This is a genomic window from Luteolibacter flavescens (assembly GCF_025950085.1).
Taxonomy (GTDB): Bacteria; Verrucomicrobiota; Verrucomicrobiia; order Verrucomicrobiales; family Akkermansiaceae; genus Haloferula; species Haloferula flavescens.
This window is the reverse complement of record NZ_JAPDDS010000001.1, coordinates 453,977-479,647: the sequence shown is the minus strand read 5'-3', so window position 1 is coordinate 479,647 and position 25,671 is coordinate 453,977. Positions and strand designations below refer to the sequence as shown.

20 protein-coding genes and 2 tRNA genes are annotated in these 25,671 nt (G+C 62.4%); 18 read left to right on the top strand and 4 right to left on the bottom strand.

Going from position 1 to position 25,671, the window contains the following annotated elements:
* The first annotated feature begins 3 nt into the window (after positions 1-3).
* From OKA04_RS02015 to OKA04_RS01995, 5 genes are all read left to right on the top strand, one after another.
* Complete coding sequence (locus OKA04_RS02015; protein ID WP_264499445.1) at positions 4-1,380, top strand: DUF1552 domain-containing protein; 1,377 nt, start codon at positions 4-6, stop codon at positions 1,378-1,380.
* A 61-nt stretch (positions 1,381-1,441) separates the two neighbouring features.
* Positions 1,442-1,521, top strand: a tRNA-Leu gene (locus OKA04_RS02010).
* A 29-nt stretch (positions 1,522-1,550) separates the two neighbouring features.
* Positions 1,551-2,375 (top strand): LpxI family protein, encoded by an 825-nt coding sequence (locus OKA04_RS02005; protein ID WP_264499444.1) that lies wholly within the window; start codon positions 1,551-1,553, stop codon positions 2,373-2,375.
* A gap of 127 nt (positions 2,376-2,502) precedes the next feature.
* Positions 2,503-2,829 carry a hypothetical protein gene (locus OKA04_RS02000; RefSeq protein ID WP_264499443.1) on the top strand — a complete coding sequence of 109 codons (327 nt, stop codon included), beginning with the start codon at positions 2,503-2,505 and terminating at the stop codon, positions 2,827-2,829.
* A gap of 657 nt (positions 2,830-3,486) precedes the next feature.
* Complete coding sequence (locus OKA04_RS01995) at positions 3,487-7,407, top strand: DUF7133 domain-containing protein (RefSeq protein ID WP_264499442.1); 3,921 nt, start codon at positions 3,487-3,489, stop codon at positions 7,405-7,407.
* A gap of 82 nt (positions 7,408-7,489) precedes the next feature.
* On the opposite strand, the gene OKA04_RS01990 is transcribed toward OKA04_RS01995, so the two are convergent.
* Positions 7,490-8,737 carry an integrase catalytic domain-containing protein gene (locus tag OKA04_RS01990; RefSeq protein ID WP_264499441.1) on the bottom strand — a complete coding sequence of 416 codons (1,248 nt, stop codon included), beginning with the start codon at positions 8,735-8,737 and terminating at the stop codon, positions 7,490-7,492.
* A gap of 164 nt (positions 8,738-8,901) precedes the next feature.
* Between OKA04_RS01990 and OKA04_RS01985 the strand changes: the two genes are divergently transcribed.
* From OKA04_RS01985 to OKA04_RS01940, 10 genes are all read left to right on the top strand, one after another.
* Positions 8,902-9,468 carry a hypothetical protein gene (locus tag OKA04_RS01985; protein WP_264499440.1) on the top strand — a complete coding sequence of 189 codons (567 nt, stop codon included), beginning with the start codon at positions 8,902-8,904 and terminating at the stop codon, positions 9,466-9,468.
* 87 nt (positions 9,469-9,555) lie between these two features.
* Positions 9,556-9,825 carry a type II toxin-antitoxin system Phd/YefM family antitoxin gene (locus OKA04_RS01980; protein WP_264499439.1) on the top strand — a complete coding sequence of 90 codons (270 nt, stop codon included), beginning with the start codon at positions 9,556-9,558 and terminating at the stop codon, positions 9,823-9,825.
* 6 nt (positions 9,826-9,831) lie between these two features.
* Complete coding sequence (locus OKA04_RS01975) at positions 9,832-10,149, top strand: type II toxin-antitoxin system RelE/ParE family toxin (protein ID WP_264499438.1); 318 nt, start codon at positions 9,832-9,834, stop codon at positions 10,147-10,149.
* Between the two features lie 95 nt (positions 10,150-10,244).
* A complete protein-coding gene (locus OKA04_RS01970; protein ID WP_264499437.1) occupies positions 10,245-12,770 on the top strand; it encodes a protein kinase domain-containing protein in 2,526 nt (841 codons plus the stop codon).
* Positions 12,771-12,826: 56 nt separating this feature from the next.
* Positions 12,827-13,789: a phytoene/squalene synthase family protein gene (locus OKA04_RS01965; protein ID WP_264499436.1), complete on the top strand. Its 963-nt coding sequence runs from the start codon at positions 12,827-12,829 to the stop codon at positions 13,787-13,789.
* Between the two features lie 202 nt (positions 13,790-13,991).
* Positions 13,992-14,063 (top strand) — tRNA-Arg (locus tag OKA04_RS01960).
* Positions 14,064-14,147: 84 nt separating this feature from the next.
* Positions 14,148-16,649, top strand: coding sequence for a hypothetical protein (locus OKA04_RS01955; protein WP_264499435.1), 2,502 nt, complete (start codon positions 14,148-14,150; stop codon positions 16,647-16,649).
* A gap of 90 nt (positions 16,650-16,739) precedes the next feature.
* Positions 16,740-17,849, top strand: a complete 1,110-nt coding sequence (locus OKA04_RS01950; protein WP_425503645.1) for a glycoside hydrolase family 43 protein — start codon at positions 16,740-16,742, stop codon at positions 17,847-17,849.
* A 77-nt stretch (positions 17,850-17,926) separates the two neighbouring features.
* On the top strand, positions 17,927-18,688 hold the full coding sequence (locus OKA04_RS01945; RefSeq protein ID WP_264499433.1) for a peptidoglycan recognition protein family protein: 762 nt from the start codon (positions 17,927-17,929) through the stop codon (positions 18,686-18,688).
* Positions 18,685-19,095 carry a YkgJ family cysteine cluster protein gene (locus OKA04_RS01940; protein ID WP_264499432.1) on the top strand — a complete coding sequence of 137 codons (411 nt, stop codon included), beginning with the start codon at positions 18,685-18,687 and terminating at the stop codon, positions 19,093-19,095. The genes OKA04_RS01945 and OKA04_RS01940 overlap by 4 nt, the downstream gene beginning before the upstream one ends.
* Positions 19,096-19,181: 86 nt before the next feature.
* Here OKA04_RS01940 and ilvN read toward each other — a convergent pair whose 3' ends face one another.
* From ilvN to ilvB, 3 genes are all read right to left on the bottom strand, one after another.
* On the bottom strand, positions 19,182-19,727 hold the full coding sequence (ilvN, locus tag OKA04_RS01935; RefSeq protein WP_264499431.1) for an acetolactate synthase small subunit: 546 nt from the start codon (positions 19,725-19,727) through the stop codon (positions 19,182-19,184).
* Positions 19,724-20,578, bottom strand: coding sequence for a hypothetical protein (locus tag OKA04_RS01930; protein WP_264499430.1), 855 nt, complete (start codon positions 20,576-20,578; stop codon positions 19,724-19,726). Before OKA04_RS01930 ends, ilvN begins: the two co-directional genes overlap by 4 nt.
* A gap of 78 nt (positions 20,579-20,656) precedes the next feature.
* The gene (ilvB, locus tag OKA04_RS01925; RefSeq protein WP_264499429.1) at positions 20,657-22,384 is read right to left on the bottom strand and encodes a biosynthetic-type acetolactate synthase large subunit; all 1,728 of its coding nucleotides are present in this window, start codon (positions 22,382-22,384) and stop codon (positions 20,657-20,659) included.
* Positions 22,385-22,681: 297 nt separating this feature from the next.
* On the opposite strand from ilvB, the gene OKA04_RS01920 reads away from it, so the two are divergent.
* From OKA04_RS01920 to OKA04_RS01910, 3 genes are all read left to right on the top strand, one after another.
* On the top strand, positions 22,682-23,737 hold the full coding sequence (locus OKA04_RS01920) for an ATP-binding protein (RefSeq protein WP_264499428.1): 1,056 nt from the start codon (positions 22,682-22,684) through the stop codon (positions 23,735-23,737).
* A gap of 23 nt (positions 23,738-23,760) precedes the next feature.
* Positions 23,761-24,384 carry a response regulator transcription factor gene (locus OKA04_RS01915; RefSeq protein ID WP_264499427.1) on the top strand — a complete coding sequence of 208 codons (624 nt, stop codon included), beginning with the start codon at positions 23,761-23,763 and terminating at the stop codon, positions 24,382-24,384.
* Between the two features lie 96 nt (positions 24,385-24,480).
* Positions 24,481-25,665, top strand: coding sequence for an efflux RND transporter periplasmic adaptor subunit (locus OKA04_RS01910; RefSeq protein ID WP_264499426.1), 1,185 nt, complete (start codon positions 24,481-24,483; stop codon positions 25,663-25,665).
* The last annotated feature ends 6 nt before the right edge of the window (positions 25,666-25,671 follow it).

Genomic DNA, 25,671 nt, shown 5'->3' with positions numbered 1-25,671 from the left:
CTCATGCCTCGCCGCAGCTTCCTGCGTGGTGCGGGCGCCACGCTCGCCTTGCCATTCCTCGATGCGATGCGTCCCCTGATGGCGGCGGGCACTTCGGGATCGCTGCCGATCCGCATTGCGCTGCTTTACATGCCGAATGGGGTGCGGCCGGACCGGTGGACGCCGGAGGGAGACGGCTCGAAGTTCAAGCTCTCGCCCATCCTTTCGCCGCTGGAAAAGCACCGCGAGGAATTGCTCGTTCTGACCGGATTGCAAAACAAGGCATCCTTCACCGGAGACGGACACTACGTGAAGACAGGTGGCTGGCTCACCGGAACCACCATCACGAAGACCACCGGCTCCGACATCGCCGCGGGCGGGATCTCGATGGACCAGATCGCCGCCCAGCAACTCGGGAGAAACACCAAGCTGCCCTCGCTGGAACTCGGCACCGAGCCGGTCGCTACGGGCATCGATACAAACGTCAATTACACCCGTCTCTACGCATCGCACATCTCGTGGAAGACCTCGACCGTCCCGCTGCCCTGCGAGATCAATCCACGGGTCGCCTTTGACCGGCTCTTCCGCACCCGCTCGAAGGGCGGGGAGAAGCAGGCCGCAGATGACAAGTCGGTGCTCGATCTCGTCAGCCAGGATGCGAAGCGCCTGCAGTCGAAGCTCGGCTCGTCCGACAAGGCGAAGCTGGACCAGTATCTCGAATCAGTCCGGGAAGTGGAGCGCCGCATTGAGGCGGAAGCGGCCGCCCTCGGTGCCGGTGAAAACCTCGCGCCCGAGCTTCTCAAAAAGATGGACGAGCTCGACAAGCGGATCTCGAAGGCCATGGGCAAGGCCAGCCGCGAGGAGGAGCTGAACTCTATGGCCCGCTTTGACCATGGTGAACACTGCCGCATCATGATGGACCTCATGGTGCTCGCCTTCTGGTCGGACTCGACGCGCGTCTCGTCCTTCATGTTCGGCAATGACGTCACCGGCCGGAACTTCTCCTTCCTGGAAGGCGTCAATGGCGGCCACCACGACCTCTCCCACCACAGCAACGACGGCACGAAGCTGGACCAGTATGAGAAGATCAACCGCTGGCACGTGGAGCAATACGGCTACATGCTGGACCGCATGAAGGAGATCAAGGAAGGGGAGGGCAACCTGCTCGACCGCTCGATGGTCGCCTTTGGCTCGCCGATCCGCGATGGCAATGCCCACGACCCGAAGAACGTCCCCATCGTCATCGCGGGTGGCGGCAAGGCCGGCCTGAAAACGGGCAAGCACGTCACCTACGATCCCGGCACCCCGCTCTGCGGGCTCTGGATCAACATGCTCGAGACCGCCGGGGTCAAAGCCGACGAACTCGGTGACGCGAAAGACGGCCTCCGCGGCCTGACCTGACCGCCGCAATTGCCGCTTGCGCCGGGGCGGCGGGCACGCTTACCTCGCCCCCACACCGAAGGGCGGCTTGGCGGAATTGGTAGACGCGCTCGACTCAAAATCGAGTTCTAACGAGTGTGGGTTCGAGTCCCACAGCCGCTACGGGTGTTCTCCGGGACTTTACATGAGGTATGGCGGAGACACGGACTATCGGTATCATTGCGGGTAATGGAGTTTACCCGGAAACTTTCGTCCGCGCCGCACGCGCGAAGTGCCCGGATATCCGGCTCGTGGCTGCCGCTTTTGAAGGCGAGACAAAGCCGGAGTTTCTCGATCTGGTCGATGCCTCCGGCTGGTTCAAGGTCGGGCAACTCGGCAAGCTGATCAAATTCTTCAAGTCCCAGAAAGCGACGGAAGCGATCATGGTCGGCCAGATCGCGCCGAAGAACCTCTTCGACCTGCGGCCTGACCTGCGCACGCTGATGCTGCTCGCACGGCTGAAGGAGCGGAATGCCGAGTCGCTTTTCGGCGGCATTGCCGATGAGTTGCAGAAGGACCATATCCACCTGCTGCCGGCGACAACCTTCCTGGAGGACCACCTGCCCGGCACCGGCCACGTCTGCGGCCCGGTGATGAAAAAGCGGCAACTGGAGGATGCCTCCTTTGGCTTCAAGATCGCGAAGGAAACCAGCCGGCTGGACATCGGCCAGACGGTCGTGGTCCGCCACGGCACCGTCCTCGCGGTCGAGGCCTTCGAAGGCACGAATGCCTGCATCAAGCGCGGCGGCGAACTCGGCCGAGGCAAGGACGTGATGCTGGTGAAGGTCTCGAAGCCGAATCAGGACTTCCGCTTCGATGTCCCCGTCGTCGGCCCGCAGACCATCGAGACCTGCGCCAGCTCAGGAGTGGGAGCGATCACCATCGAGGCGAACAAGACGCTCCTGCTGGAACGGGATTCCGTCTTCCGCCTTTGCCAGGAGCACTCCATCAGCATTCATGCGATGGAGGAGATCTGAGGTCGCGGCGGGATAGCCTCAGCGGCCCTTTGCCGACGTCTTTCCTTGGAACTTCTCTCCGCGCCGGTTCCAACGAAGGCCCAAACTTCGAATTGCCCCGGCGCTGATACCGGCGAAACTGGCGTCCGTGCCTGACACCATTGAAGCCGAGGTGCTGGAGATCGACGGCAAGCAGCCGCCGCCTCCGCAGCGTGAACCCGAGCCGACCCGCCGCGATGACCCGTGGCAGGCGATGCGTGGCCGCGTGATCAAGCTCGACCGCCGCTGGTGGCCGTTGTGGGTGCTGCTCGGCATCGTGGCCTTGGCGATAGCCTTGACCGTGGGTGTGGTAGTCGCTGCCGTTGTGATCGTTTTCAAGATCATCGGCGGTGTACTGCGCTTCCTTCTCGGGACAGGTGGTGGCGGAAGCCAAGGCATGGGTGGAGGCGGCACCTCGTTGTCCAGACGCGGCTGACGGTCGGTTGTGGAGAAATTCCCAAGTTGTTCACAATCGCGGGCGCTGGAAATCCCGCGGTTTTGGCAGCCCGGAGGGTGGAATGCACGATGCGTTAGCGCCCGCTTGTCACGCCGGTCTCCCGGAGACGGGAAATTGTGAATAACTTGTGGGTAATCCGTTGGTAACGGATTTGTAACTTTTCAATCATCTGTAGATCAGTTGGTTGTGTGGCGTCTGATCGCATTCGGCCTGTTTTGCCGTCGTGAACAAGAGGTCGAAACCCGCCGCTTCGTCACGAATTAGCATTTTTAGGCGGAGATGATTAAAACAGGTGGCTTGGTGTGCGGCTTGCTTTTTGCGTTAAGGAGTTTCAGGCGAAATTCCCAACATTCACCAAGTTATTCACAATGGTGTCCGAATTTGGGAACTCCGCTGTGAAGCTCGGCGAAAAGGGTGGAGGATGCGGCTGAGTTCGCCCGCTGAAGGAGCTGAAACCGGGATTCTCGAGCGCGGCCATTCGTGATCCGGCCTGCACTTTGTCAGCATCGCCTTCTCTTGAGGAATCCTGAAAGATGCGGTCTCCCGCCATCGTCCCCGCCCGGGATGTCAGACAGACTTTGTCCTCACTCTTCTGAGCCATTGCCAAGCCGTCGCCCGTCGTTAGCGTCGCCAGCGATGAAAGCGCGTTTCCTTTGGGCTTCCACCCTGCTGTTTGCGACCGGCTCCTCGATGGCGGCCACGAAAGTGCTCCAAGCCTTTGAGGGCGACGGCTATGGCGACTGGAAAACGGAGGGCACGGCATTCGGCCTCGCTCCGGTCCCCGGCAAGATGGACGGACTCACGGCCGAGCTGAGCGGCTACTCCCAGGATTCGCTGGCCTGCTCCGCCCACGGTGGCGATGTTGCGAAGGGCACCTTGACTTCGCCTGAGATCCGGATTGCAGAAAATTACATCTGCTTCCTCGTCGCCGGCGGCAAGCACCCGGGCAAGACCGCCGTGCAGCTCCTCATCGATGGCAAGGTGGTCCGCGAGGCCACCGGCGAGAACACCCTGCAGTGCAAGACCGCTGTCTGGGACGTGACCGAATTCAAGGGCAAGACCGCCCGCATCCGCCTCATCGACGACGAGAGCGGCCAGTGGGGCATCATTGCCGCGGACCAGTTCGTCATGACGGACTATGCGAACTACAAGTTCCCGCCGACCACGAAGAACGGCAAGGCGCACGCGGTGGGCCTGATCGCCACCAATGTGATTCCCGGCATGACCATCCCGGAGGGCAGCAAGGCCGCTATCGTGGCGGACTACAAGAATGGCGGCGTCACTTCCCCAACGGCACTGGCCTTCGGCGAGAAGGGAGAGATCTACGTGACCGAGACCACGCGCTTCCGCCATGGCGTGCCGGACAATCGCGATCACCTCTACTGGTATCTGGACGACATCTCCGCCCGCACCACCGAGGATCGCCGCAAGCTGCACGAGAAGTGGAAGGACAAGGAAGAGAAGACCTCGATCAAGTTCCTCACCGAGAAGTCCGATCGCATTCGCGTGCTCTCCACGCCCGGCGCGGACGGCAAGTCGGCCACTGGCAACCTTTTCGCGGACGGCTTCAATGATCTGCTCGATGGCCCGGCTGCCGGTGTCTTCGAGCTCGATGGCACCGTTTACATGGCCTGTATCCCGGATATCTGGGCGCTGCGGGACAAGGACGGCGATGGCAAGATCGACAAGCCGGACGAGCGGCAGAAGCTCTTCGAGGGCTTCGGCGTTCGCATCTCATTCTCCGGCCACGACCTGAATGGCTTCGCCCTCGGACCCGATGGCCGCATCTACGGCACGCTCGGCGACCGCGGGATGAATCTGACCACACGGGAGGGCAAGCACTACGAGTATCCCGACCAAGGCTGCGTCTTCCGCTTCGACCCCGATGGCTCGAATTTCGAAGTCATCCACACCGGCCTGCGGAATCCGAAGGAGATCGCCTTCGACGAGTATGGCAATGGCATCTCGGTGGACAACAACTCCGACCAGGGCGACCAGGCGCGCATCGTCTACATCGTGGATGGTGCCGACTCCGGGTGGACCATGGAGCACCAGGCGCTGCACAGCTTCCACCGCCAGATCGGCATGGAAGATCGTCCGCCGAACCGCTGGATGGAAGAGCTGATGTGGGCGCCGCCGAATGACAAGCAGCCCGCCTACATCCTGCCTCCGGTGGCAAATCTCACCTCCGGCCCATCCGGCCTGACCTATCACCCGGGCGCTGGCTTCCTGGAGGAAGAGGTCGGCCGCTTCCTCATCTGCGACTATCGCGGCGGTGCTGCGAATTCCGGTATCTGGTCCTTCAAGCTGGAGCCCTCCGGCGCGAACATGAAGCTGGCGGACTCCCGCCAGTTCAACTGGGGAGCAGCCGTTACCGACGTGGAGTATTCCTGGGATGGCAAGGTGGTCGTGACCGACTTCATCACCGGCTGGCAGTCGCATGAAAACGGTCGCGTCTATTCGCTGGCTGCCGAGAAGCCCTTCCTCGCTGATGATGCCGAGCATGCCGCAGAACTCATTGAGGCCGGCTTTGACAAGCGTCCGGTGCCAGCACTGGAGAAGATGCTGACCCATCCGGATATGCGCATCCGCCTGCGCGCGCAGATCGAGCTGACGCGTAAGGATGGAGGCTTCGACGTGCTCGCAAATGCCGCGAAGTCCGGGAAAGATCGCCTGACCCGCCTGCACGGCATCTGGGGACTCGGCATCGTCGCCCGCCGTGGTTCCGCCGCGCTCGTGGTCGGGGCAGGGGATGGCTTCGGAAAAGTCCCGGACCAAGGGCAGCGCGACAAGGCACGCGCCGAACTCGTGCCGCTGCTGTCCGACAAGGACGCGGAGATCCGCGCGCAGGTCATCAAGGTGCTCGGCGAGTCCGGCCTGAATGGTGCGAATCTCCCGCTGATGGCGCTCATCGCCGACGAATCGCCGCGTGTGCGCTCGTTTGCGACCATCGCAGCCGGTCGCCTCGGCCAGACTGGAACGCTTTCCCAGATCTATGAATTGCTGGCCCAGACGGAGGATCCGGTCCTGCGTCACGCCGGGGCCTTCGCGCTCTCGAAGCTCTGCAATGCCCGCCAGCTTGCCGCGCTCAATCAACACGAGTCGGTCCGCGTCCGCGTCGCTGCCGTGGTCGCCCTGCGTCGCCTGAAGGACCCGGCGGTCGCCGCATTCCTGCGCGATGGAGATCCGAAGGTCTCGCACGAGGCGCTTCAGGCAATCCATGATGTGGGCATCGAGGATGCCCGTCCATCGGTGGCGGACTTGCTCGATGCGCCGCCAGCTTGGCTCACCGTCATGGACTGGCGCCGCGTGCTCCACAGCGCCCTGCGTCTGGGTGATGAGAAAAATCTCCAGCGCGTGGTAGCCGTGGTGCTGGATGAGAAGGCCCCGGAAGCAGCCCGCGCCGAAGCCCTCCGTCTGGTCGGCCTCTGGAGCAAGCCGCATCCGGTGGACCAGTCGCTCGGCCACATGGCCCCGCTGCCGGAGCGCGATGCCGCGCTGGTCAGCAAGGTTCTCACGCCGGATCTCGCCAAGCTACTGCAGCTCCAAGGCAAGCTGGCCGAGCCCGCGCTCGCGCTGGTGTCGAAGTACAAGCTCGATCTTTCCTCGGTGGATGACGCCACGATCCGTGGCCTGGTCATGAACCAGCGCCTGCCTGGCACGGCGCGTTCCGAGGCGCTGGAGCTGTATGCTTCCCGCAAGCCCGCGGGCTTTGATCAACTCCTCGGCGAACTCGCCAAGGGTCAGAATGACGACCTCGCGATCGGGGCCATCAAGAGGCTCATCGCTTCCGATCCTGCCGCCGCGCTGGAGTCGTTGAAGGCGGCCACCTCGCACCGCAGCGCGCATCGCCAGCAGGAAGCATGGAAGGCAGCGGGGGATCTCTCCGCGCCGGGTACCGAGTCGCTGTTCGTGGCTGCCTTGGAAAAGCTGAAGGAAAAGTCCGGTGCCACGCCTTCGACACTGGAGCTGCTCGATGCCGCGGTGAAGCGCACCGAGCCGGCCGTGAAGACCGCGTTGGATGGCTACAAGGCCGCCATCGCCGCGTCCACCGATCCGCTCGCGCCATACCTCGGCTCCCTGCAGGGCGGTGATGCGAAGAAGGGCGAGCAGCTCTTCGAATCGCAGCCAGCCGGTCAGTGCATGCGCTGCCACGCCGCGGGTGGCGGTCATGGCGGCGGCGATGCCGGTCCGAACCTCGAAGCCGTGGGCAAGCGGGGCGATGCGAAGTTCCTGCTGGAGTCCATGGTGAATCCGGGCGCGAAGGTGGCCATTGGATTCGGCATATCGAGTGTCACCCTGAAGGGCGGCAAGTCGGTGGCCGGCCTGCTGCTTGCCGATGAGAAGGTACACGTGGACATCGACAGCAATGGCAAGGTCCTCCGCGTCCTCCGCAGCGACATCGAGAGCATGACCCCGCCGGTCTCCGCCATGCCTCCGATGGGCGGACTTCTCAGTGCCTCCGAACTGCGCGACATCGTCGCCTGGCTCGGCACGAAGAAGGGCAAGGAGCCCGAGCCGAAGAAGCGCCCTGCGCCGGAACTGGTGAAGCCTTGATAGGTCACCGTATCGACCTTCCCTGTTGCCTCATTGAATCAGGACACCGAAGCGGTCGGTTCTGTGCGGGCCCATTGCCTCATTAAGCGGACACCGTGGCGGCTTGGTTCAGGGTGCTTCCCCTTGCGGGGGCAAGGGGTGACGGAGCGTAGCGCAGGAACCCCGGCACCCGCAAGGGGAAGCACCCGTCTTCCTCCCCATCCAGACGCTCCTTCAACTCCCAGATCGCCGCCAACATCCGCTCGATCCCGGCTTTCATTTCAAACGGATTGTTCATCCTCCGCTGCGCGGCCAACCAGATCTTCCTTTCCAGAGCGATCTTGCCGCACGATACCAGACGCTCCGCCGGGGTCCGGCTCTTCTTCGCGTGGCGGCGGATCTCCTTGCTGCCTTCGCGCCTCTTGCTCACCTGCTCCATCGTCACGCTGTAGAGATTCTTCCACAGGCACCACAGCGACAGCAGTTCGTTGAGCGGATCCACCAGTTCCTCGTGCCCCAGGCGATCGTGACCGAGCAATTGTCGCACGTGGGTGTGGTTCTTCTGCTCGACGTGCGCCTGGTCGTTCTTCCGATACGGGCGGGACCGGGTCTGCTTGATCCCCCGGCCCTTCAGCCAGCCGTGCAGGTGGTGGTTGAGAAACTCCCCGCCGTTATCGCTGTCCACGCCCTTCAGATCGAACGGTTGGGCCGCCTCGATGGCTTTCATTCCCTCCAAGGTCGCGTGCTGGCCACGGTTCCAGATCGCCCGCACCTCCGTCCAGCCGCTGAGGATTTCCACGCTCGTGAGGCTCCAGATGAAGCTCCCGCCCATGTCCCCGCCGCAGTGCGCCACGGTGTCGACCTCCGTCCAGCCCGCCTCGCCGACCTCCCAGCTCCCGGCGCGGATCTCCACCAGCGCCTTGATCGCCGCGTCGCTGCGCGGTGGCAGGCGTTTCTTCGGCCCGGCGACCTTTGACGCGGCAAGGCACCGGTCGATGGTCGCCGCACCCATCGACAGCAGTCGTTTTTTGAGGCCGGGCTTGTCCGCGCAGTGGCCGAGCCACAAGGGCAGCATGTCCTTCATCCGCTTGCCGCAGGGCTGCTCCATCACCAGCCAGAGCTCCCGCAACCGTCCGACAACCTCCCCGTCGTAGCGCTTCGGCGCTCCGCGGCGACGGTTCGTCCCGGACACGCGCCGGCTCCCGCCAAGGACCTTGATGGCGTATTTCCGCTCGAATCCGGTCACGACCACATACTCGTCGAGCAAGCGGCTGCGGGCCGTCTTGCCGGTCATGCGGGCATAGCGGCCGCGCATCTTTTCGGTGTATTCGCGGGTCGTGGATTGGCTCATTTCCATGGCTTGCGCCATGGTGTCCTCAATTGTGAGGCAATGGGGTCAGTTCGCGCACCGGGAAGCCCGACCGTCGGTGTCCGTTTTTATGAGGCAACACGCCTTCCCTGAACACCGGGAGATGCGTCTTGGCATTTCCCGGTGTGATGGGGAGGATTGCTCGCGTGTCCGACAATCCGTATCAGGCTCCGGTCGTCGAGGATATCTCAGCACTGGCAGTGCCGTCGGCTGGCTTGGAGGTAATCCGTGTCGCTCACATCAAGCATGAGGCTTCGATCAGGGCGGTAGGTTATCTTTACCTGATCGGTGCCTTGATGAACGTCTTCTTCTTGGTTGTCCTGCTTGCCGGAAATGAAACGCTCGCAGCTCGGGAAAATGCATCAACGTATTGGCCGCTTGCCGGTGCGTTTGTGACACTCGCCATCATTTGTTTTACTGCAGGCATAGGACTTCGGAGACTGAGGCCGTGGTCGAAGATCCCGGCTGCGGTCATAGCGGCAATCAGCTTTGTCTATGCTCCCATCGGCACGCTGATCGGCATCTGCATCCTCTACCTGATCTTCTGCACGAAGGGCAGGATGGTGCTCTCCCCTGCCTATGCGGATATTGTCGTTCAGACGCCCCATATCCGGGGTCGGAGCCCAGTGTGGATCTGGATTATCCTTCTTGTGCTCGTCCTGATCATTTTCAGCGGAGCTTTTCCCATTTGGGTGATGGCAGCAGTCGGCTGAGGGTTGCTGATGTCCTTTTTGCAGGAAGTGGTGTAGCGTTGACATTACGGCAATTTCGTCCATTTTGGATGAAATGGACGAAATTGCATGAACACTTTTACCTCAAACGACGCGAAGCAGAAATTCGGAGAGGTGATCGAGTTGGCTCTTCAAGAGCCGGTTTCGATCACGCGCCATGGTCGTCCCTCCGTCGTGGTTACTTCAGATGCGGATTACCGGGAGTTGCTTGAGTTCAAGTATTCAAGGCTGCAGGAAGAGGTGGCGAAGGGATTCGACAGCTTTAAAGACGCCAGGAAATCCTCGCCTTCCGTCGACGAGATCGCGGCGAAGGTTTTGAAGAAGGCTTCAAAGCATTGATTTCCCGTGGCGGCATACTTCCTTTCTCCTCTGGCGGTCGCGGATCTGGAGGGTATCCTTGAATACACCTTGGCAAACTGGGGTGAAGAGCAGTTCGATCGCTATCGCAAGGCTATGACCTTGGCATTGGAATCCTTGGCCCGGACCCCGCTCGCGAGAGGCAGCAAGGCGCGCGACGATTTGATGCAGGGGTGCCGGTTCTTCCGGGTGGAGCATCATTACATCGTCTATCGCTCATCACCGCATGGAATCGAGGTTGGCCGCATTCTCCACGAGCGGATGAACTTCGAACTGCAAGTTGAGGGAGATCCGTTTACGGGCTGACGATTTAGATTTGCTTCATCCCAGGCTTTTCCCGCGCTTGCACACGAACGAATTGAGGGATTGGCGAAGGCGTCCGGATCTTGCATGATCTCGTCATGCCATCTCCGGACGTGAATCGCTTGCAGGTCGTGGGTCCCGCGGGAACCGGGGCTTGTGGGCGGATGTTTCGCGCCCGCGACGAGAGCGGACGGGAGCTTGCGGTGAAGATCCTCAACCCGTCTGCGGTGAACCCGGCCCTCCTGGAGGAAACCGCCCGACGCTTCGAGGAGGGCGGTTGGCCGTCCGGGGTGCTGGAAGAACTGGGTGCCGACTACCATGGCAAGCAACTGCTGAGGATCACCCGCTTCCTCGCCGATGATGTGGATGGCGAGTCGGTGCCGCGATCCTTGCAGCATCGTCTTGCCCGTTTCCCCGGTGATGATTCCTGGCCGGTGGTGCTGGAGATCCTGCGCGCGCTGGCTGCAATGCACGATCGCCAAGTGGCGCACGGCAACCTGAAGCCCGGCAATGTCTTCTTCGACGATGACGGGAAGGTGGTGCTCACCGATTGGGCCCTCGGAAACATGCCGGGCGTCCAGACGCTCGAATACACCGACGCGATCCTCTATCAGCCGCCGGAACAGCTCCGCGATCCCTCCGGCTATGTGCGGGAAAAGGGCTACCGCTGGGATGTCTTCGCCTTTGGGGTGCTCGCCTACCGGTTGATCACCGGGGCTTTCCCGCGATGCACGGAGACCTTTGACGAGGTGGCACCTGCACCTGGCGTCACCCGCCGAGAGGGCATTGCCGCGAATCTCAAGAGCATCGCCAAGATGATCGAGGGCAAGCCGGAGATCACGTGGCCGGATGCTCCTGCCAATCCCTTGGAGAGCGCCTACAGAGAGCACATCGAGCGTTGTCTCTCGTTCAATCCCGCTCTGCGGCCTGCGAATGCGGGAGCGGTGCTGCGTTTGTTCGAGGCGGATGAGAAGGCGATCTCCGAGGAGCAACTGAGGGAATCGCTGCTCGACCAGCATCGCCGTGCCCGCCGCAGTGCTTGGCGCGCCCATGTCGTTGGCGGAGTGATGGCCGGTGTCGCGCTGGTCTTCTCCCTGATGTGGACCATCAAGACGAAGGAGCTAGACGCCGAGGAAAGGGGACGCCGCAATGACATCGCCCGCCTCGAATCCGAGCGGAAGGTCGCGGAGACGATGCGATCCGACTCCGATGGCGTGCTGGATCGCGAGCGCAAGGAACTGCAATACCAGAAGGACCTTTGGCTAGCCCGGCTCGAAGCGTCACGCGCGACCGGCGACCACCTCTTCACCTGGGCGATGGAGAAGGGGCAACGGAAGCTGCCACCGCTCGATGGCCGGGAGCACCGCCTGAAGCGGCTCGAAAGCTATTTCGAGGAATTCATCAGCCGGACCGAAGGTGTGGAATCGCTGAAGGAGGAGCGTGCGCGTGTCCGCCTCCAACTCGCCGAGGTGTCGCTTGGCAGGGGAGATCCGAAGGTGGCTGCCGAGCGGCTGAAGGAAGCGCTCGCCTCATCCTCCGACCTGCCTGCGGGACCGGATCTGGATCTGCGCCTGGCCACTGACCGACTGCTGCTCGCACTGCTTTTGCAAGACCGCAATGATCCCGAGGCCGACGCGGCTTTTGTGACCGCCCGCCAGTCTCTGGAAGCGGTGCCGCAGGCCTCGGTTGATGCGGACCGCGTGCAGCAATTGCTCGCCGTGCTGGATTTCCACGAGTCGAAGTTGCTTGCCGCGGAAGGAAAGGACGACGCCGCGCTGAACCAACTCCACCGCGCCACCCAGTCGCTGTCCAAGTTGTCCGAGCAGCGGCCGGACGCCACGGTGCTGAGATCGGAGCTCGCGAGTTGTTTCCTGGACTCGGCCACCATCCTCGATGCCATCGGCGAGATGGGCAGTGCTCGTGAGGTCCGCGCGCAGGCATCGGAAGAGCTGCTGGACTTGCTCAAAAAGGAACCCGGGAATCTGGATCTCCGGCAAGAACTCGCCGGCTGCTACGGCGGCATGGCAGAGGCAGCCTACCTCTCCGGCGACATGGGCTCGGCCAGCTCGATGTCGGGTGCCGCGGTGAAGCTTCTGGAAGAGCTGATGGCGCAGCAACCGGACCGGTCCGAGACCCGCTCGATGCTCGCCGGGCAGTATGGTCTGATGGCGGGGATTCTGCGGGACCGCGGCGAAACGAAGGCGGCGCGGAAGCATCTCGACGACGGAATTCTCCTCGTGGAGCAAATCGCGGTGAGCGAGTCATCAGACCCTACAGCGAAGTATCGTCTCGCCTGGCTGCTCTGGCAAAAGGGTCGTATGGTCGGGGCCGATGGCGCCCGGGCCCAAGAGATCGAGCTGGAAACCCGTGCGGCGGACATCGTGCGGAAGCTCCTCGCGAGCGACGACTCCGGCGTGCTGCGTGCCGAGCAGGTCCGGCGTTCCTTTGGCTACATCCTCGGGGATCTCGGGCATGCCGCGCAATTGGCCGACAAGCCGGAACTCGCGCAGGCAGCCTTCGGCGAGGCCGTCGCCGTGTGGACCCAGCTCAATCGCGAGCGTCCGCAGAATGAAGAGTACGAAGAAGGCCTGGCGTGGTGCCAGCAACGGCTCAAGGAGCTGTGAGTGATCTCGGAAGCGAGAGGGGTGAAATCGGACAAAAAGTGCCCACTTCGCGCTTGATGGCCAGCTCCGGTGCGGGCTCTCTCGGCGCGGTGTCCCGACTCGACCGTCACGTTTTACAAAGCGTCTCGCGCTCCTTTTACCTGAGCTTGAGATTGCTCCCGCAGCCGATGCGCCCGGCGACCTCCACCGGGTACCTGCTCGCGCGAGCCAGTGACACGCTGGCCGATACGGCGGACGTCCCGGTGGACGAACGGCTTGACCTGCTCGATGGCTTCGCTGCCGAGCTGGAAGGGAAGGGCACGGCCTGGCGGGACCGGAAGCTGCGGTCGTTTGCCGAGAAGCAGACGCACCCGGGCGAGCAGGTCCTGCTGGAGCGACTCGACGATTGCTTCGCGGCTCTCTCGGAGCTCGACCGCCTGCAGGCGGATGCCGTGCGGGAAGTGCTGGCCACCATCGTCAGCGGGCAGCGTCTCGACCTGATTCGCTTTGAAGAAGCCAGCCGCGAGCGCCCGGTGGCGCTGAAAAGCGAAGCCGAGCTGGAGGATTATTGCTACCGCGTCGCGGGCTGCGTGGGTGCCTTTTGGACACGCATCGGCTTGCTCACGATGGGCTGCGATTTTTCAAACTCCGATCCCGATGATCTCCGCGATCTAGGCGTGCGCTACGGCATGGGACTGCAGCTCGTGAACATCCTCCGCGATCTTCCCGAAGACCTCGCCAATGGCCGCTGCTATCTGCCTGCTGCGGATCCCGGAGATCGCGAGGAAATGGCCAGGCTGCGCAACGAGTGGCTGGACCACGCTGCCGTCTGGCTGGAATCCGGCCGCCGCTACGGCACAAGGCTGAACCAATGGCGCGTCCGGGCCGCCTCCGTGCTTCCCGCGCTGATCGGGGAAGATACCGTTACCCTGCTCAAGGCCGACCCCACCTTCCCCGCCGGTGGAGCAAAGGTGAAGGTCACCCGCAAGCAAGTCCGCCGCTCCATGTGGCGTGCCTGCTGGTGGCGGAAGCGCCCGTGAACCGCGCCTCGAATGGACTGACACCGGCATCGTTGGTTTGCCTTGCACCGGGCCTCGCGGGCCATCAATCTCCCGCCGCCAAGGACACCTCCTAACAGAAGCCGGTTTCCCGATCGCGTCCGACAGGTGGTCAAAGCCTGGCGGTCAAACTCCAAGCGGGTGGTCGTCAGGAATCCGGCCGATCGCTCGCAGGTAAGAAGTTGCTCCCGTAGTTCAACGGATAGAACAAGGGTTTCCTAAACTCTAGATCTGGGTTCGATTCCCGGCGGGAGCACTCCTTCGAGGACGTGCATTTTGCGGGCTGAAACGTCGGTGACGTGTCGGAGATGGACTGGTGTTTCAAGCAAGGAGGGGTGGGATGAAAGTGGGATTTGTCCTCGATATCAGCCCGGTCATTTCCTCTGCTCCCCGCCTGCTCACCATGATGAAGATGATCACTTCACTCTGGCGCTTGTCGCTATGTCTTCTCGCGTCCTTGGGAATGGCCAAGGCTGACCCGATTTCGGTCGGTCAGGTGCTTGGTTTCACCCCGGGGATCCACGGTGCCGTGGAGCTGGTCTTTCCTTCCGAGGTGGGCAAATACTACCAGATCCAGATCAGCGCCGACATGGCGACTTGGGACAATGAGGGCTACTCGGTGAAGGGTACCGGCGGCCAGGTCTCCGTGCTTGCCCGGACCCGTAGCCTGCCGAGCGCATTCTTCCGTCTGCGTGACGATGGCAACCCGGCGAATACGGCACCCGTCGGTCTGCCGGGCAGCGACGCCAGCGTGACCGCGGAGAATGCCTTGGCGGCGCTGCTGGCGATGGACCCGTCTCAGGCGGGTGCGCTGCGCGATGCGCTGGATCTCCAGAGCCGCAATGACAATGCCTCGCTGCGGGGCCTGCGTAATCTGATCCAACTCGCCGATGGGAATCTCCAGACGGATGTCATCATGATCGGTGATAGCTTCAATCTCGGCCTCTTCAACGGACTTGAGAAGCTTACCATTCCCCGCGGATCCTATCGCTGCGGACAGGTGACCGACGGCGGCGACAGCGGGGTCACCATGGTCGGAGACGACTACATCAGATCACCGGATGGCAAATATTGGGCCATCACCAGCGGGGGAAACATGACGTGCGGTTATTTGCAGACCGGCAAGGATGGCCCGGCAGATACCGCGCACGTCACTCTCTTCCCCGGCACGGGCATGGCGCAGATCCAATACCGCCACGGCGCGACCACGGACTGGACGAATCTGGGTGTGCCCATCAACACGTCCGCGATCACGACAGTGCAGATCAGCAATTTGGCGCTGCCCGCCTTTCGCCCGGACTACAGGCTGCGCCTCGTGGCGAGCGGGGGAGTGGTCAATGGCTGGCTGGGCATGAGCCATCAGGGACCCGGGCTGCGGATCATGAATTTCTCGCTCAATGGCCAGGACATCGGCCAGACGGCGAGTGTGTCGCAAGCGATCTGGCAGGAGATGATCAAGGGCTATTCGGCGGACCTGGTGATGAGCACCTTCGCCGATCACCGGTTCACATCGATTGCAGGCGCATATCCGAAGGGGACTGCTTCATGGGTGGATGGCGGTCCGATCAACAATCTGAGGACATGGAGCCGCGTGGCCAATGGGCTGATCGATTGGCTGGTCGTGGGAGCCCATCCCGTGGATCCGGCATTGTCCGATGCTCCCGACGAGATCATCGATCCGCTTTTCAATGCACTGGGCATCGGCAACAGGACGGATGCCCGCGTGAAAGACGGGGCCGAGGTGGCGCGCGCCTGGGCCTTGCGGAAGGGGGAAGGATTCTTCGATTCCTACAGCCTTTTCCCCAGCTATGAGGAGGCCGTAAGCGCCGGATTGTATGCGTCGTGGTCGCCACAGGTGACAGGTATCTCCCGCAGCGGAAACGTGGTGTCCGTCACCTTCGCCAGCGCTCATCAGATCGCGGTGGGGGAGTCGAGGAATGCGACGATCTCGGGGATCAGCGGGAGCACCGGCACGAATCCCAACGGTCGATGGATGATGACGGCGATCAGCCCCACGGTCCTGCGTTTCACGGTGACCGGCGCGAATGGCACCTATGGCGGCGTCCCCGTGGTCGTCATTGAGGACGGAGTCCATCTCAGTGCCACCGGGAAGCTTTTCAATTCCAATGCGGTCATCGAGCAGACCAATCTGGGTCGCTATTTCGGGGCCACCGCGATTCGCGTCGGTGACATGCTTCTCTCCGCGACACGGCTCTATCAGGCCGCGCCGGCGCTGGCGGTTTACAATTACAATGATGGCAACGTGCCATCGATGGGGAACATCAAGGCGAACCAGTTCCGCGCCACGCTTGGTAACGATGAGTCCGAAGGCATCGGATTCCGCAGCACCGGGAGTTCGATCGGGCACTTCTTCACTTGGTCGGGCCCCGGTGGGGAAAATGTAACCCAGCAATTCTACGGGGCCACCCTCAGGCCGGGAGTGACCACCATGCCGGGCGGTGTCCCGGCATCGATGCTCGGTGACTCCACCCGGCGATATGGCGGTGTCACCACTGCTGGCCTGGCAGTATCCGTGCAAACCAGAACAGGTGGATTCACCCTGGGCGCGACGGATCACACGATCATCTGCACCGGCACCGGAGGATGGACGATCACGCTTCCGCTCTCCTTTTCAGGTAATGATCTGGCACCTGCGGGACGGCAGTATGTGATCCTCAACAAGACATCCGGAAGGATCACCCTGGCGACCAGTTCGAATGGGACTGCCTTCCAGAGGATTGATGACGCCACCACCTTGTCGATCCCTGCGGGAGAATCCGCGCAGGTTATCTCGACGGGGACTTTGACGAGTGCGAACTACGCAAACTGGGTCACATGGTGAGAATTGCATCCCACATTTGTGGGATGCGGGCGGTGCAAGATCGACGTCAGGGATGGAGCGGGGAATGTTGCTTCCCAGTTTAATTAATCAATGAATCCTCTCCTTGGTCTTTTTTCGATTGGTCGGCGTTTGCTGACGCTCGCTGCGCTCGTTGCCTCCTTGCATGCCGCGGAGCCGATGACTTCCATCCGATCCGGGGAGGTGTGGCAGGATACGGACGGCGAGATGATCAATGCCCACGGTGGCGGCGTCCTTTTCCATGAGGGCACCTACTACTGGTATGGCGAGATGAAGCAGGGAGAGACCTACTTGCCGGAGGTGAACAAGTCCTGGGGCGGCACGCGTGTCGATGTCACCGGCGTCTCCTGCTACTCTTCCACCGACCTGATGAATTGGAAGAAGGAGGGCAACGTGCTGCCTCCGGTGAAGGACGATCCCGCAAGTGACCTGCACCCGGGCAAGGTCCTCGAACGGCCTAAGGTGATCTACAATGCGAAGACGAAGAAATTCGTGATGTGGTTCCACGCGGACACCTTGGACTACGCCGCGGCGGCTTGTGGTGTGGCGGTATCGGACACGCCGACCGGGCCCTTTAAGTATCTCGGCAGCTTCCGGCCCAACAAGGGAGTGTGGCCGGTGAACGTGACCGAGGCGGACAAGAAGGACCCGAAAGCGGCGCTCGCCCGCGATCTCGAGCGCGGTCAGATGGCGCGCGATCTCACCGTCTTCGTGGATGACGATGGCAAGGGCTACCTCTTCGCCGCATCCGAGGACAATGCGACGCTCCACATTTCGGAGCTCACTGACGATTACCTGAAGACGACGGGCAAGTATGTGCGCGTCTTCCCGGGCCGGGAGATGGAAGCCCCGGCGGTCTTCAAGCGTGGCGGCAGATATTACCTCATCGCTTCCGGTTGCACCGCATGGGCGCCGAATGCCGCGCGCTCCGCGGTGGCTGACTCGATCTGGGGTCCGTGGAAGGAACTGGGAAATCCCTGCCAGGGAGACAAGGCGGACATCACCTTCCAGTCCCAAGGGACCTACGTGCTGCCGGTAGGAGGGAAGTCGGACAAGCTGATCTTCATGGCGGATCGCTGGAACAAGGACAACCTGCCCGACTCCCGCTACGTGTGGCTTCCCATCGGCTTCGAGGGGGAGAAGCCGGTGCTTCACTGGCTGGGAGAGTGGCGTCCGGAGTGAGGCGATTGCGCGAATTGCTTTGGATAGCCTGATTCTTCGGGCTTTCCGGCGCATGGAGTCCGTGCTAATGCCTTGCCATGAAATATCCGTTTGTCGTGGCGATGCTGGCCCTGTCGGCGGTGTGCTTCCATTGCAGCCAGGTTGAGCCGCTGAATGGCAGCGATGAGATCGTCGGATCATTTGGCATCCCAGCGCCGGGATCGGCCCCGCGGACTCCGGTGTCCGCACCGGCGAGCAGCGTTTCCGCGTCCGGCTTGGCTAGGGAGATCAACCTGAAGGTGGACATGGTCGCCCGCGGCACCCATGGGCGGAAGGTGGTGAGGCCGATGAAGCCGCGCTACATCACGATCCACTCCACGCAGAACTACTCCGCAGATGCATCGCGGCACTCGCTCGCGCTCAAGCGCGGTGCGCTGCGCTCGCCGAAGCGCAAGGGCGGGAACCGCATCGGCTACATGATCTGGCACTTCACCGTGGATGACAAGGTGGCCATCCAGCACATGCCCGTCTCCGAGCAAGGGGAGCACGCGGACTTCGACGGTCCTGGCAACCGCCTTTCGATCGGCATCGAGATGTGCGAACACCGCGGCAGCAACCGCAGCGTGACCATCGAGCGCACGGCCAAGCTCACCGCGAAGCTGATGCGCGAGCAGGGCATCCCGCTCAGCCGCGTGGTGCCCCACTACCACTGGCCGCGGCGCGGGAAGACCCCGCCGAACAAGAATTGCCCGCACTTCCTGCTAGATAATGGCCGCCCCGGAACGAAGTGGCGCTGGTTCCTCAGCCGCGTGGACTATCACTACAAGCGCGCCTACCAGCACAACTACGTGGCTCGATGACCGTGCCGACCCGCCCGCCATCGAATGGCAGCCCGGGCAACCGGGACGTGTTGCTCGATCCCGATCACTTCTACGTCTGCCAGCGCTGCACCGCCTGCTGCAAGTGGCCGGGCGACGTGCGCATCGAGGAAGACGAGATCGGCCCGATCTCCAGCCACCTCGGGATGAGCGAGGATGACTTCCTCGACCGCTACACGCGCCTGCGCACGAATCGCAACGGTCTATCCCTGATCGAGAGGGAGAACCACGAGTGCATCATGCTGGAGGAAGGCGGCTGCCGGATCCACGCGGTGAAGCCCGAGCAGTGCCGCGGCTTTCCTAACAAGTGGAACTTCCCCGGCTGGCAAGAGGTCTGTGACGCCAAGCCGATCCCGATGGCCGACGCGCGGGCGAGGGGATGGGCTTAGTCGCGCATCCATGAAAAAAGCCCCTCACCGTGAGGCGAGAGGCTTCGGGGAAATGGGAAATCTCCGGCCGTGTAGCGGCGGGAGAATCAGGTCGCCTGCTCGCCGCGGGCCATGACCACCTTGCCGGTGCGCACGGTCTCGATGATCTCGAATTGCGAGAACATGCCGACGGCTGCGTCCACCTTCGGGCTGTCGCCGGTGATCATGACGACCATGGAGGTCGGGGTGAGATCCACGGTCTTGCCGCCGAAGTGCTCGGTGATCTGGAGCGCCTGCGAGCGATCCGCCGGGGAGCACTTGATCTTGATGAGGATCATCTCCTTGGTCACCGAGTCCGCCGATGTGTGCTCGAAGCAGTGGATCACGTCGATGAGCTTGGAGACCTGCTTGATGATCTGGTCGAGACCTTCCGGATCGCCGCTGATGCCGATGGTCATGCGAGAGAAGTTCGCGTTGCGGCCTTCGGAAACGACGAGCGAGTCGATATTGAAGCCACGGCGGGAGAAGACCTGGCAGATGCGCATCAGCACGCCCGGCTCGTTGTTCACGAGGATGGACAGCGTGTGGACGGCTCCGCGGCGCGGGATGAATCCGGTGCCGGGCTCTTCTGTGGTGACGATGGATTGGTTCATGGCGAAGGTGCGGATTGGGTTACCGGGGCGGGCCCGGAGGTCGCGTCAGCGAAAGGGGTGTAGAGAATGGTCTTCTGGTCGTAGTAGTTGGCGCGCGCCGGCTCTTCATCCTTGGCGGAGCCGTGGAGCAGATCGCCATAGGTGGTGGCGCCGCGGAGGCCGACGATAAGGCGTGGATTTCCTCCGTCCGCGAGACCGGCGGCCTGATGTCTGGCAAGGGTCCATGCGATGTCTTCGAGGCTTCCGCGCGTGTCGTCCGCGTATTTGCGGAAGTCAGGGACGTGGCACAGGATGACGACGGTATCTCTTCCGTGATGGCAGTAGGTGAGGAACTCGCCCTTCGTCAGGAGCGGGCTCTTGCTTCCCTCGGTGAAGGCCACCTCGCGCATCGCCTTGAAGGCGCGGGCGAAGCCAGCCGCAGTCTCGGTCGCTTTTGGCGTATTGCCATGGGCTGTCGGCCCATCACCGGCACTGGCGATCATCTTGTCCGCCTCCTTGAAGGCCGTGTAGCCCGGAATCTTCGCCAACTCCTTTTCGTGATTCTCCGCGGAGCGGACGAAGAGGAATGCTGGCAGCACCAGGATCACGAAGATCCAGGTCCAGACCCGTGCCGGGATGAAGAAGAGGCTGTCTCGGCGCGGCGGACGCAGGGGTGGTGGCCCGCCTGCTGGCAGGGGCTTCGGGCTGGCCACTTTCCACAGCACCCAATTCAGCAATGCCGCGATGATGAGACCCGGAGCGAGTCCTGCCGCGGGATTGTCAAATGCGAAGCCACCGATGACGAGGCCCGCGATCAGGCTGAGCCCGAGCAAGGGAACGATCAGGATGCCGAGTCCTTTCCAGATGAGCATGGCAGTGGTCGTATGGATCGATCACGAGGATCCGGCTGCAGGACATGGAGCCATGCAGCCGGATCGGGAGAGCGTGGATCACGTGGACCCCACTGGCTTCGCCATCTGGGTCTTCGGCGGCTCGGTGATCATGTCCTCGAGCGCGGCACCGGCCGGGATCATCGGGAAGACGTTGTCGGTCTTCACGCACTCGGCGTGGATGAGGATGGGGCCGTCGTTGTAGGCGAGGGCCTTCTCAAGCTGCTTGGTCACATCGGCCGGGCGCTTGATGAAGACGCTCGGGATGCCGTAGGCCGCGGCGAGCTTGCAGAAGTCGGGGTTGCCCACGAGGTCCACGCCGCTCTCGCGGTTTTCGAAGAAGAGCTCCTGCCACTGGCGCACCATGCCGAGGTAGTGGTTGTTCAGCACCACGATCTTGATCGGCAGCTTGTGGATGGCCGCGGTCGAAAGTTCGAAGAGGGTCATCTGGAAGCCGCCGTCGCCGGAGATGGAGATGACGGTCTTTTCAGGATGCGCGAGCTGCGCGCCGATCGCCGCCGGGAAGCCGAAGCCCATGGTGCCGGCACCGCCGGAGGACAGCCAGTGGAAGCTCTCGCTGTTCTTGTAAAACTGAGCGGCCCACATCTGGTGCTGGCCCACGTCGGTGGAGACGATGGCCTTGCCTTCGGTGAGTTCATAGAGCTCGTCGATCACCTGCTGCATGCGCAGGCCTCCCTGCTTCTTGTAGGTGAGGGGATACTTCTTCTTGTAGCCGTCGAGCTTGGCGAGCCACTCGGAGTTGTCCTGCTTGCCGACCTTCTCGTTGATCTCGGAGAGCACGGCTTTCGCGTCGCCCACGATCATCACGTCGGGCTGGATCATCTTGTTGGCCTCGGCCGGATCGATGTCGATGTGGATGATCTTGGCGTCCTTGCAGAACTTCGCGGGATTGCCGATGATGCGGTCGTCGAAGCGCGAGCCGATGTTGATCAGCAGGTCGCACTCGATCATCGCCTTGTTCGCATAGGCGGTGCCGTGCATGCCGAGCATACCGAGCGAAAGCGGGTGGGTCTCCGGGAAGACGCCCTTGCCCAGCAGCGTGCTGGTCACGGGGGCATTCAGCGTCTCGGCGAGGTGGCGCAGCTCCTTGTCGGCACGGGCGATCATCGTGCCCTGACCGGCGAGGATCACCGGGCGCTTCGCTTTTGCGATCAGCGCGGCGGCTTCCTTCACCTTTTCGCGGTCGATCTTGAAGGATCCGCTGACATCGTAGCCTGGCAGGTTGAAGGGCGGATTCATCGCGCCGGTGAATGCACCGGAAGAGATGTCCTTCGGGATGTCGATCAGCACCGGGCCGGGGCGACCAGTGGTGGCGATGTGGTAGGCCTCGCGGGCGATCCGGGGGAGGGAGTTCGTCTCCTTCACCAGGTAGTTGTGCTTCACCACCGGCATCGTGATGCCGAAGATGTCCGCTTCTTGGAAAGCGTCCTTGCCCAGCATCCAGGTGACGGTCTGGCCGGAGAGCACGATCATCGGGACGGAGTCCATCATCGCGGTCATCAGGCCGGTCACGGTGTTGCCGGCACCGGGGCCGGAGGTGACGAGCACGCAGGCGGGCTTGCCGGTGGCGCGGGCATAACCGTCGGCCATGTGAACGGCACCTTGCTCGTGGCGGACGAGGATGAACTTCATCTTCGTCTTGACCGTCTCGAGCGCGTCGAAGATCGGGATCGCTGCTCCGCCGGAGTAGCCAAAGATGTATTCGATGCCGAGGTCATCGAGCGTTTTGATCAGGGCCTGTGCGCCGTCTAGTTTCTCCTTGCTCATGGCAAATCGGGTTGGGGTTCGGAGAATATGCGGATACGGGGTGCTGGCAATGCGAAAATTGCGATTTTACGGGCAAATTTGCCGATTGAGGAAGATGTATTGGTCGAAAATTGGGATTTTTGGCGGAAGTTTGCTTTTCCGGCGGGTCGAAAGCGGGTGATTTGAGACGTTGGGTGGCTGATGCTGGAGATTTTCGGCGTTCGGGATAGATTTGGGGCAGTCCCGGAGGTGGGACCTTGTGTTCATGAGTCGTCCGCGCATATTCCCGCTGCGTCCCCGGAGGACGTGGCTTGAATCATGTCCGATCCGCTGAATCCCTCCCGAGATCGCCGCTGGTTTTGGGCCTGTCTCGCGGTGGGGATTTTCGTCGGAGTGACCTTGGCCGACTACTGGACGGGCTTCGAGCTGTCGTTCACGGTATTCTATTTGAGCGCGGTTCTGATCGCGACCTGGCATTACGGGTGGGCCTTCGGGCTGGTGCTTTCGATCGTGAGCGTGGTGTTTTCGCTCATCGGGGATCTGGCCAGCGGGGCGCGTTACAGCAGTGCGCTGGTGCCGTGGTGGAACATGGGGATCTTCCTTTCCTTCTACCTGTGTACGATGGTGGTGGTGATGAAGCTGCGATCCATCCAGCAGAAGCTCGAGGTAAGGGTGAGGGAGAGAACGGCGGATCTGCAGGAGGAAATCGAGACGCGGAAGGTACTGGAGCAGTCCTTGCTGGAGGTCAGCGAGCGGGAGCAGCAGCGGATCGGGCACGAGTTGCACGACAGCCTGTGCCAGCACCTGACGGGAACGGCGTTCGCGGCCCAGGTGCTGTCGGGCTCGCTGTCGGGCCAAGGCAATGGATTGGCGAAGGACGCGGATCATCTGGTGGCGATGATCGGGGACGGGATCGATCTTTCCCGGAAGCTGGCGCGTGGATTGGCCCCGGTGGAACTGGATGGCGACGGACTGATGACCGGCCTCCGGGAGCTGGTGAGGCAGACCGAGGAACGGGGCGTGATGTGCGCGCTGGAGACCCCGGTGCAGTTGCCCGGGCTGGAGCCTGCAGTGACGACGCAGCTCTTCCGCATCTGCCAGGAGGCGGTGAGAAATGCGGTGTCGCATGGTGACGGGGTGGAAATTTCCGTGCGACTGGAGAAGACGGATGGCGGAGGTGTGGGAATGGAGATCCGGAATGAATGCGGGAAACCAGATGGTAAGGCTCGACCGGCGACGGATGCTGGCGGAGGGATCGGCCTTCACATCATGCGCTACCGGGCGTCGATGATCGGCGCGGAGCTGGAGGCTGGCGAGAAGGGCGGCGTCTATCGGGTAATGGTGATGGTTCCACCGAAGGCTGAGATTTCATGAACGAGCGGCACCGGATTTTTCTCGTGGATGACCATCCTCTGGTCAGGGAGTGGCTGACGAATCTGATCAATCAGCAGGAGGACCTGATCGTGTGTGGTGAAGCCGACACGGCTCCCGCGGCGCTGGAGGCGATCATCGGGCTGAAGCCGACGGTGGCGATCGTGGACATCACCCTGGTGGACGGGTCGGGACTGGAGCTGGTGAAGGATATCCGGAAGTCGTCACCGGGGACATGGTCGCTGGTGCTCAGCATGCATGACGAGCGGACGTATGCGGAGCGGGCGCTGCGGGCTGGCGCGCGCGGGTATGTGAGCAAGCGGGACTCCACCCGCTACATCATCGAGGCGATCCGGCGGGTGATCGCGGGAAAGATCTATCTGAGCGAGGAGATGACGGATCTGCTGACCGAGAAGCTGGCGGGCGGAAGGCCGGCAGGGAATATCGGGCTGCTGAGCGACCGGGAGCTGCTGGTCTTCCAGATGCTAGGGGACGGGAGATCGACACGTGAGATCGGGGATTCGCTCAAGATCAGCATCAAGACGGTGCAGGTGTATTGCGCGAGGGTGAAGGAGAAGCTGGCGCTGGCAAATCACACGGAACTGCTGCGTGAGGCGATGAGGTGGAAGGAGAGCGGAGGCCCGGGGTGAGCTCGCTCCTTGATAGAGAAAAATGGGAGGCTGCTAGATTCTGTTAGGCACGTGGTGTCAGGCGGGGTCCTACATGGGAAGCAGCACCAGCCTGACATGACGGTTGCCGGGGAGTTTGAGAAGGTCCGCGGCATGCAAGTGATCCTCATTCCCCGTCGTACTTGGAAGTGGCTGTGGCCGGTGGCGGCGATGGCGCTGTGTCCGATCCTGAACTCCTGCCGCAAGGCCGGGGCTGAGGATACGGTGCGACACGGGGATATCCCGACGGTTCCGGTCGTGTCGCCGTGGATCGAGGAAGTCGCCCATGAGCAGAGTTTCGTGGCCAGCTTGAGAGGCGCGGGATTCATCGAGCTGAAGTCGCGGGTGACTGGCTTGGTCGAGGAAGTGCTGGTCGAGGAAGGGGCGCGGGTCACCGCGGGTCAGCACCTCTTCACCGTGGGCAGCCGTGTGCTGGCGGCGGAACTGGCGAAAAGCGAGGCGGAGCTGAAAGGGAACATTGCGGAAGCAAAGGTGGAGGAACTCGAGGTGGAAAACACGCGTTCGCTGCACGCGAAGGGCATCGTTTCGAAAGCGGAGCTGGATCTTGCCGAAGCGAAGCATGCCGCCGTGCTGGCCCGGGTGGCGGAGTCCGAAGCTGCGGTGGCAGCGGGGAAGCTCGGACTGGACTACGCCAAGGTCTCGGCACCGGCGGACGGAGTGATCGGCCGGATTCCTAACAAGGCGGGCAGCCGCGTGGATGAGGGAGATGATCTCACGGCATTCTGCGGGGACGGGGTGATGCACGCCTACTTTCACGCCAGCGAGTGGGACGCACTGGAGATGTCGCGGACCCCTGGCCTCTTCCAAGATGGTGCCGCGAAATTGATCCTGGCGGATGGCAGCGAGTATCCTCTGAAGGGTAGAATCGATGCGAGCGATCCGGTGGTGGCTGCTGGGACGGGGAGTGTTTCCTACCGCGTGGCATTTGAGAATCCGGAAGGGATCTTGAAGCACGGGGGCACCTGTCGGATCACCCTCACGGCGATGGTGCCTGATGCCCTCGTGATCCCTCAGAAATCGACCTTCGAGATCCAGCACAAGCTTTGCGTTTACGTGCTGGGTGAAGACGGGATCGTGAGGCTGAGACCGGTGGAGCCGTCGTTCAGACAGGGGAACTGTTTCGTGATCCGGGGCGGCTTGGGAACGGGAGACCGGGTGGTCTTCGAGGGAATCCAACTGGTGCGGGAAGGAGATGCGGCCATGGCGGAAGTCCGGGAGCCGGGCCGGGTCGAGGCGTTCTAACAGGCA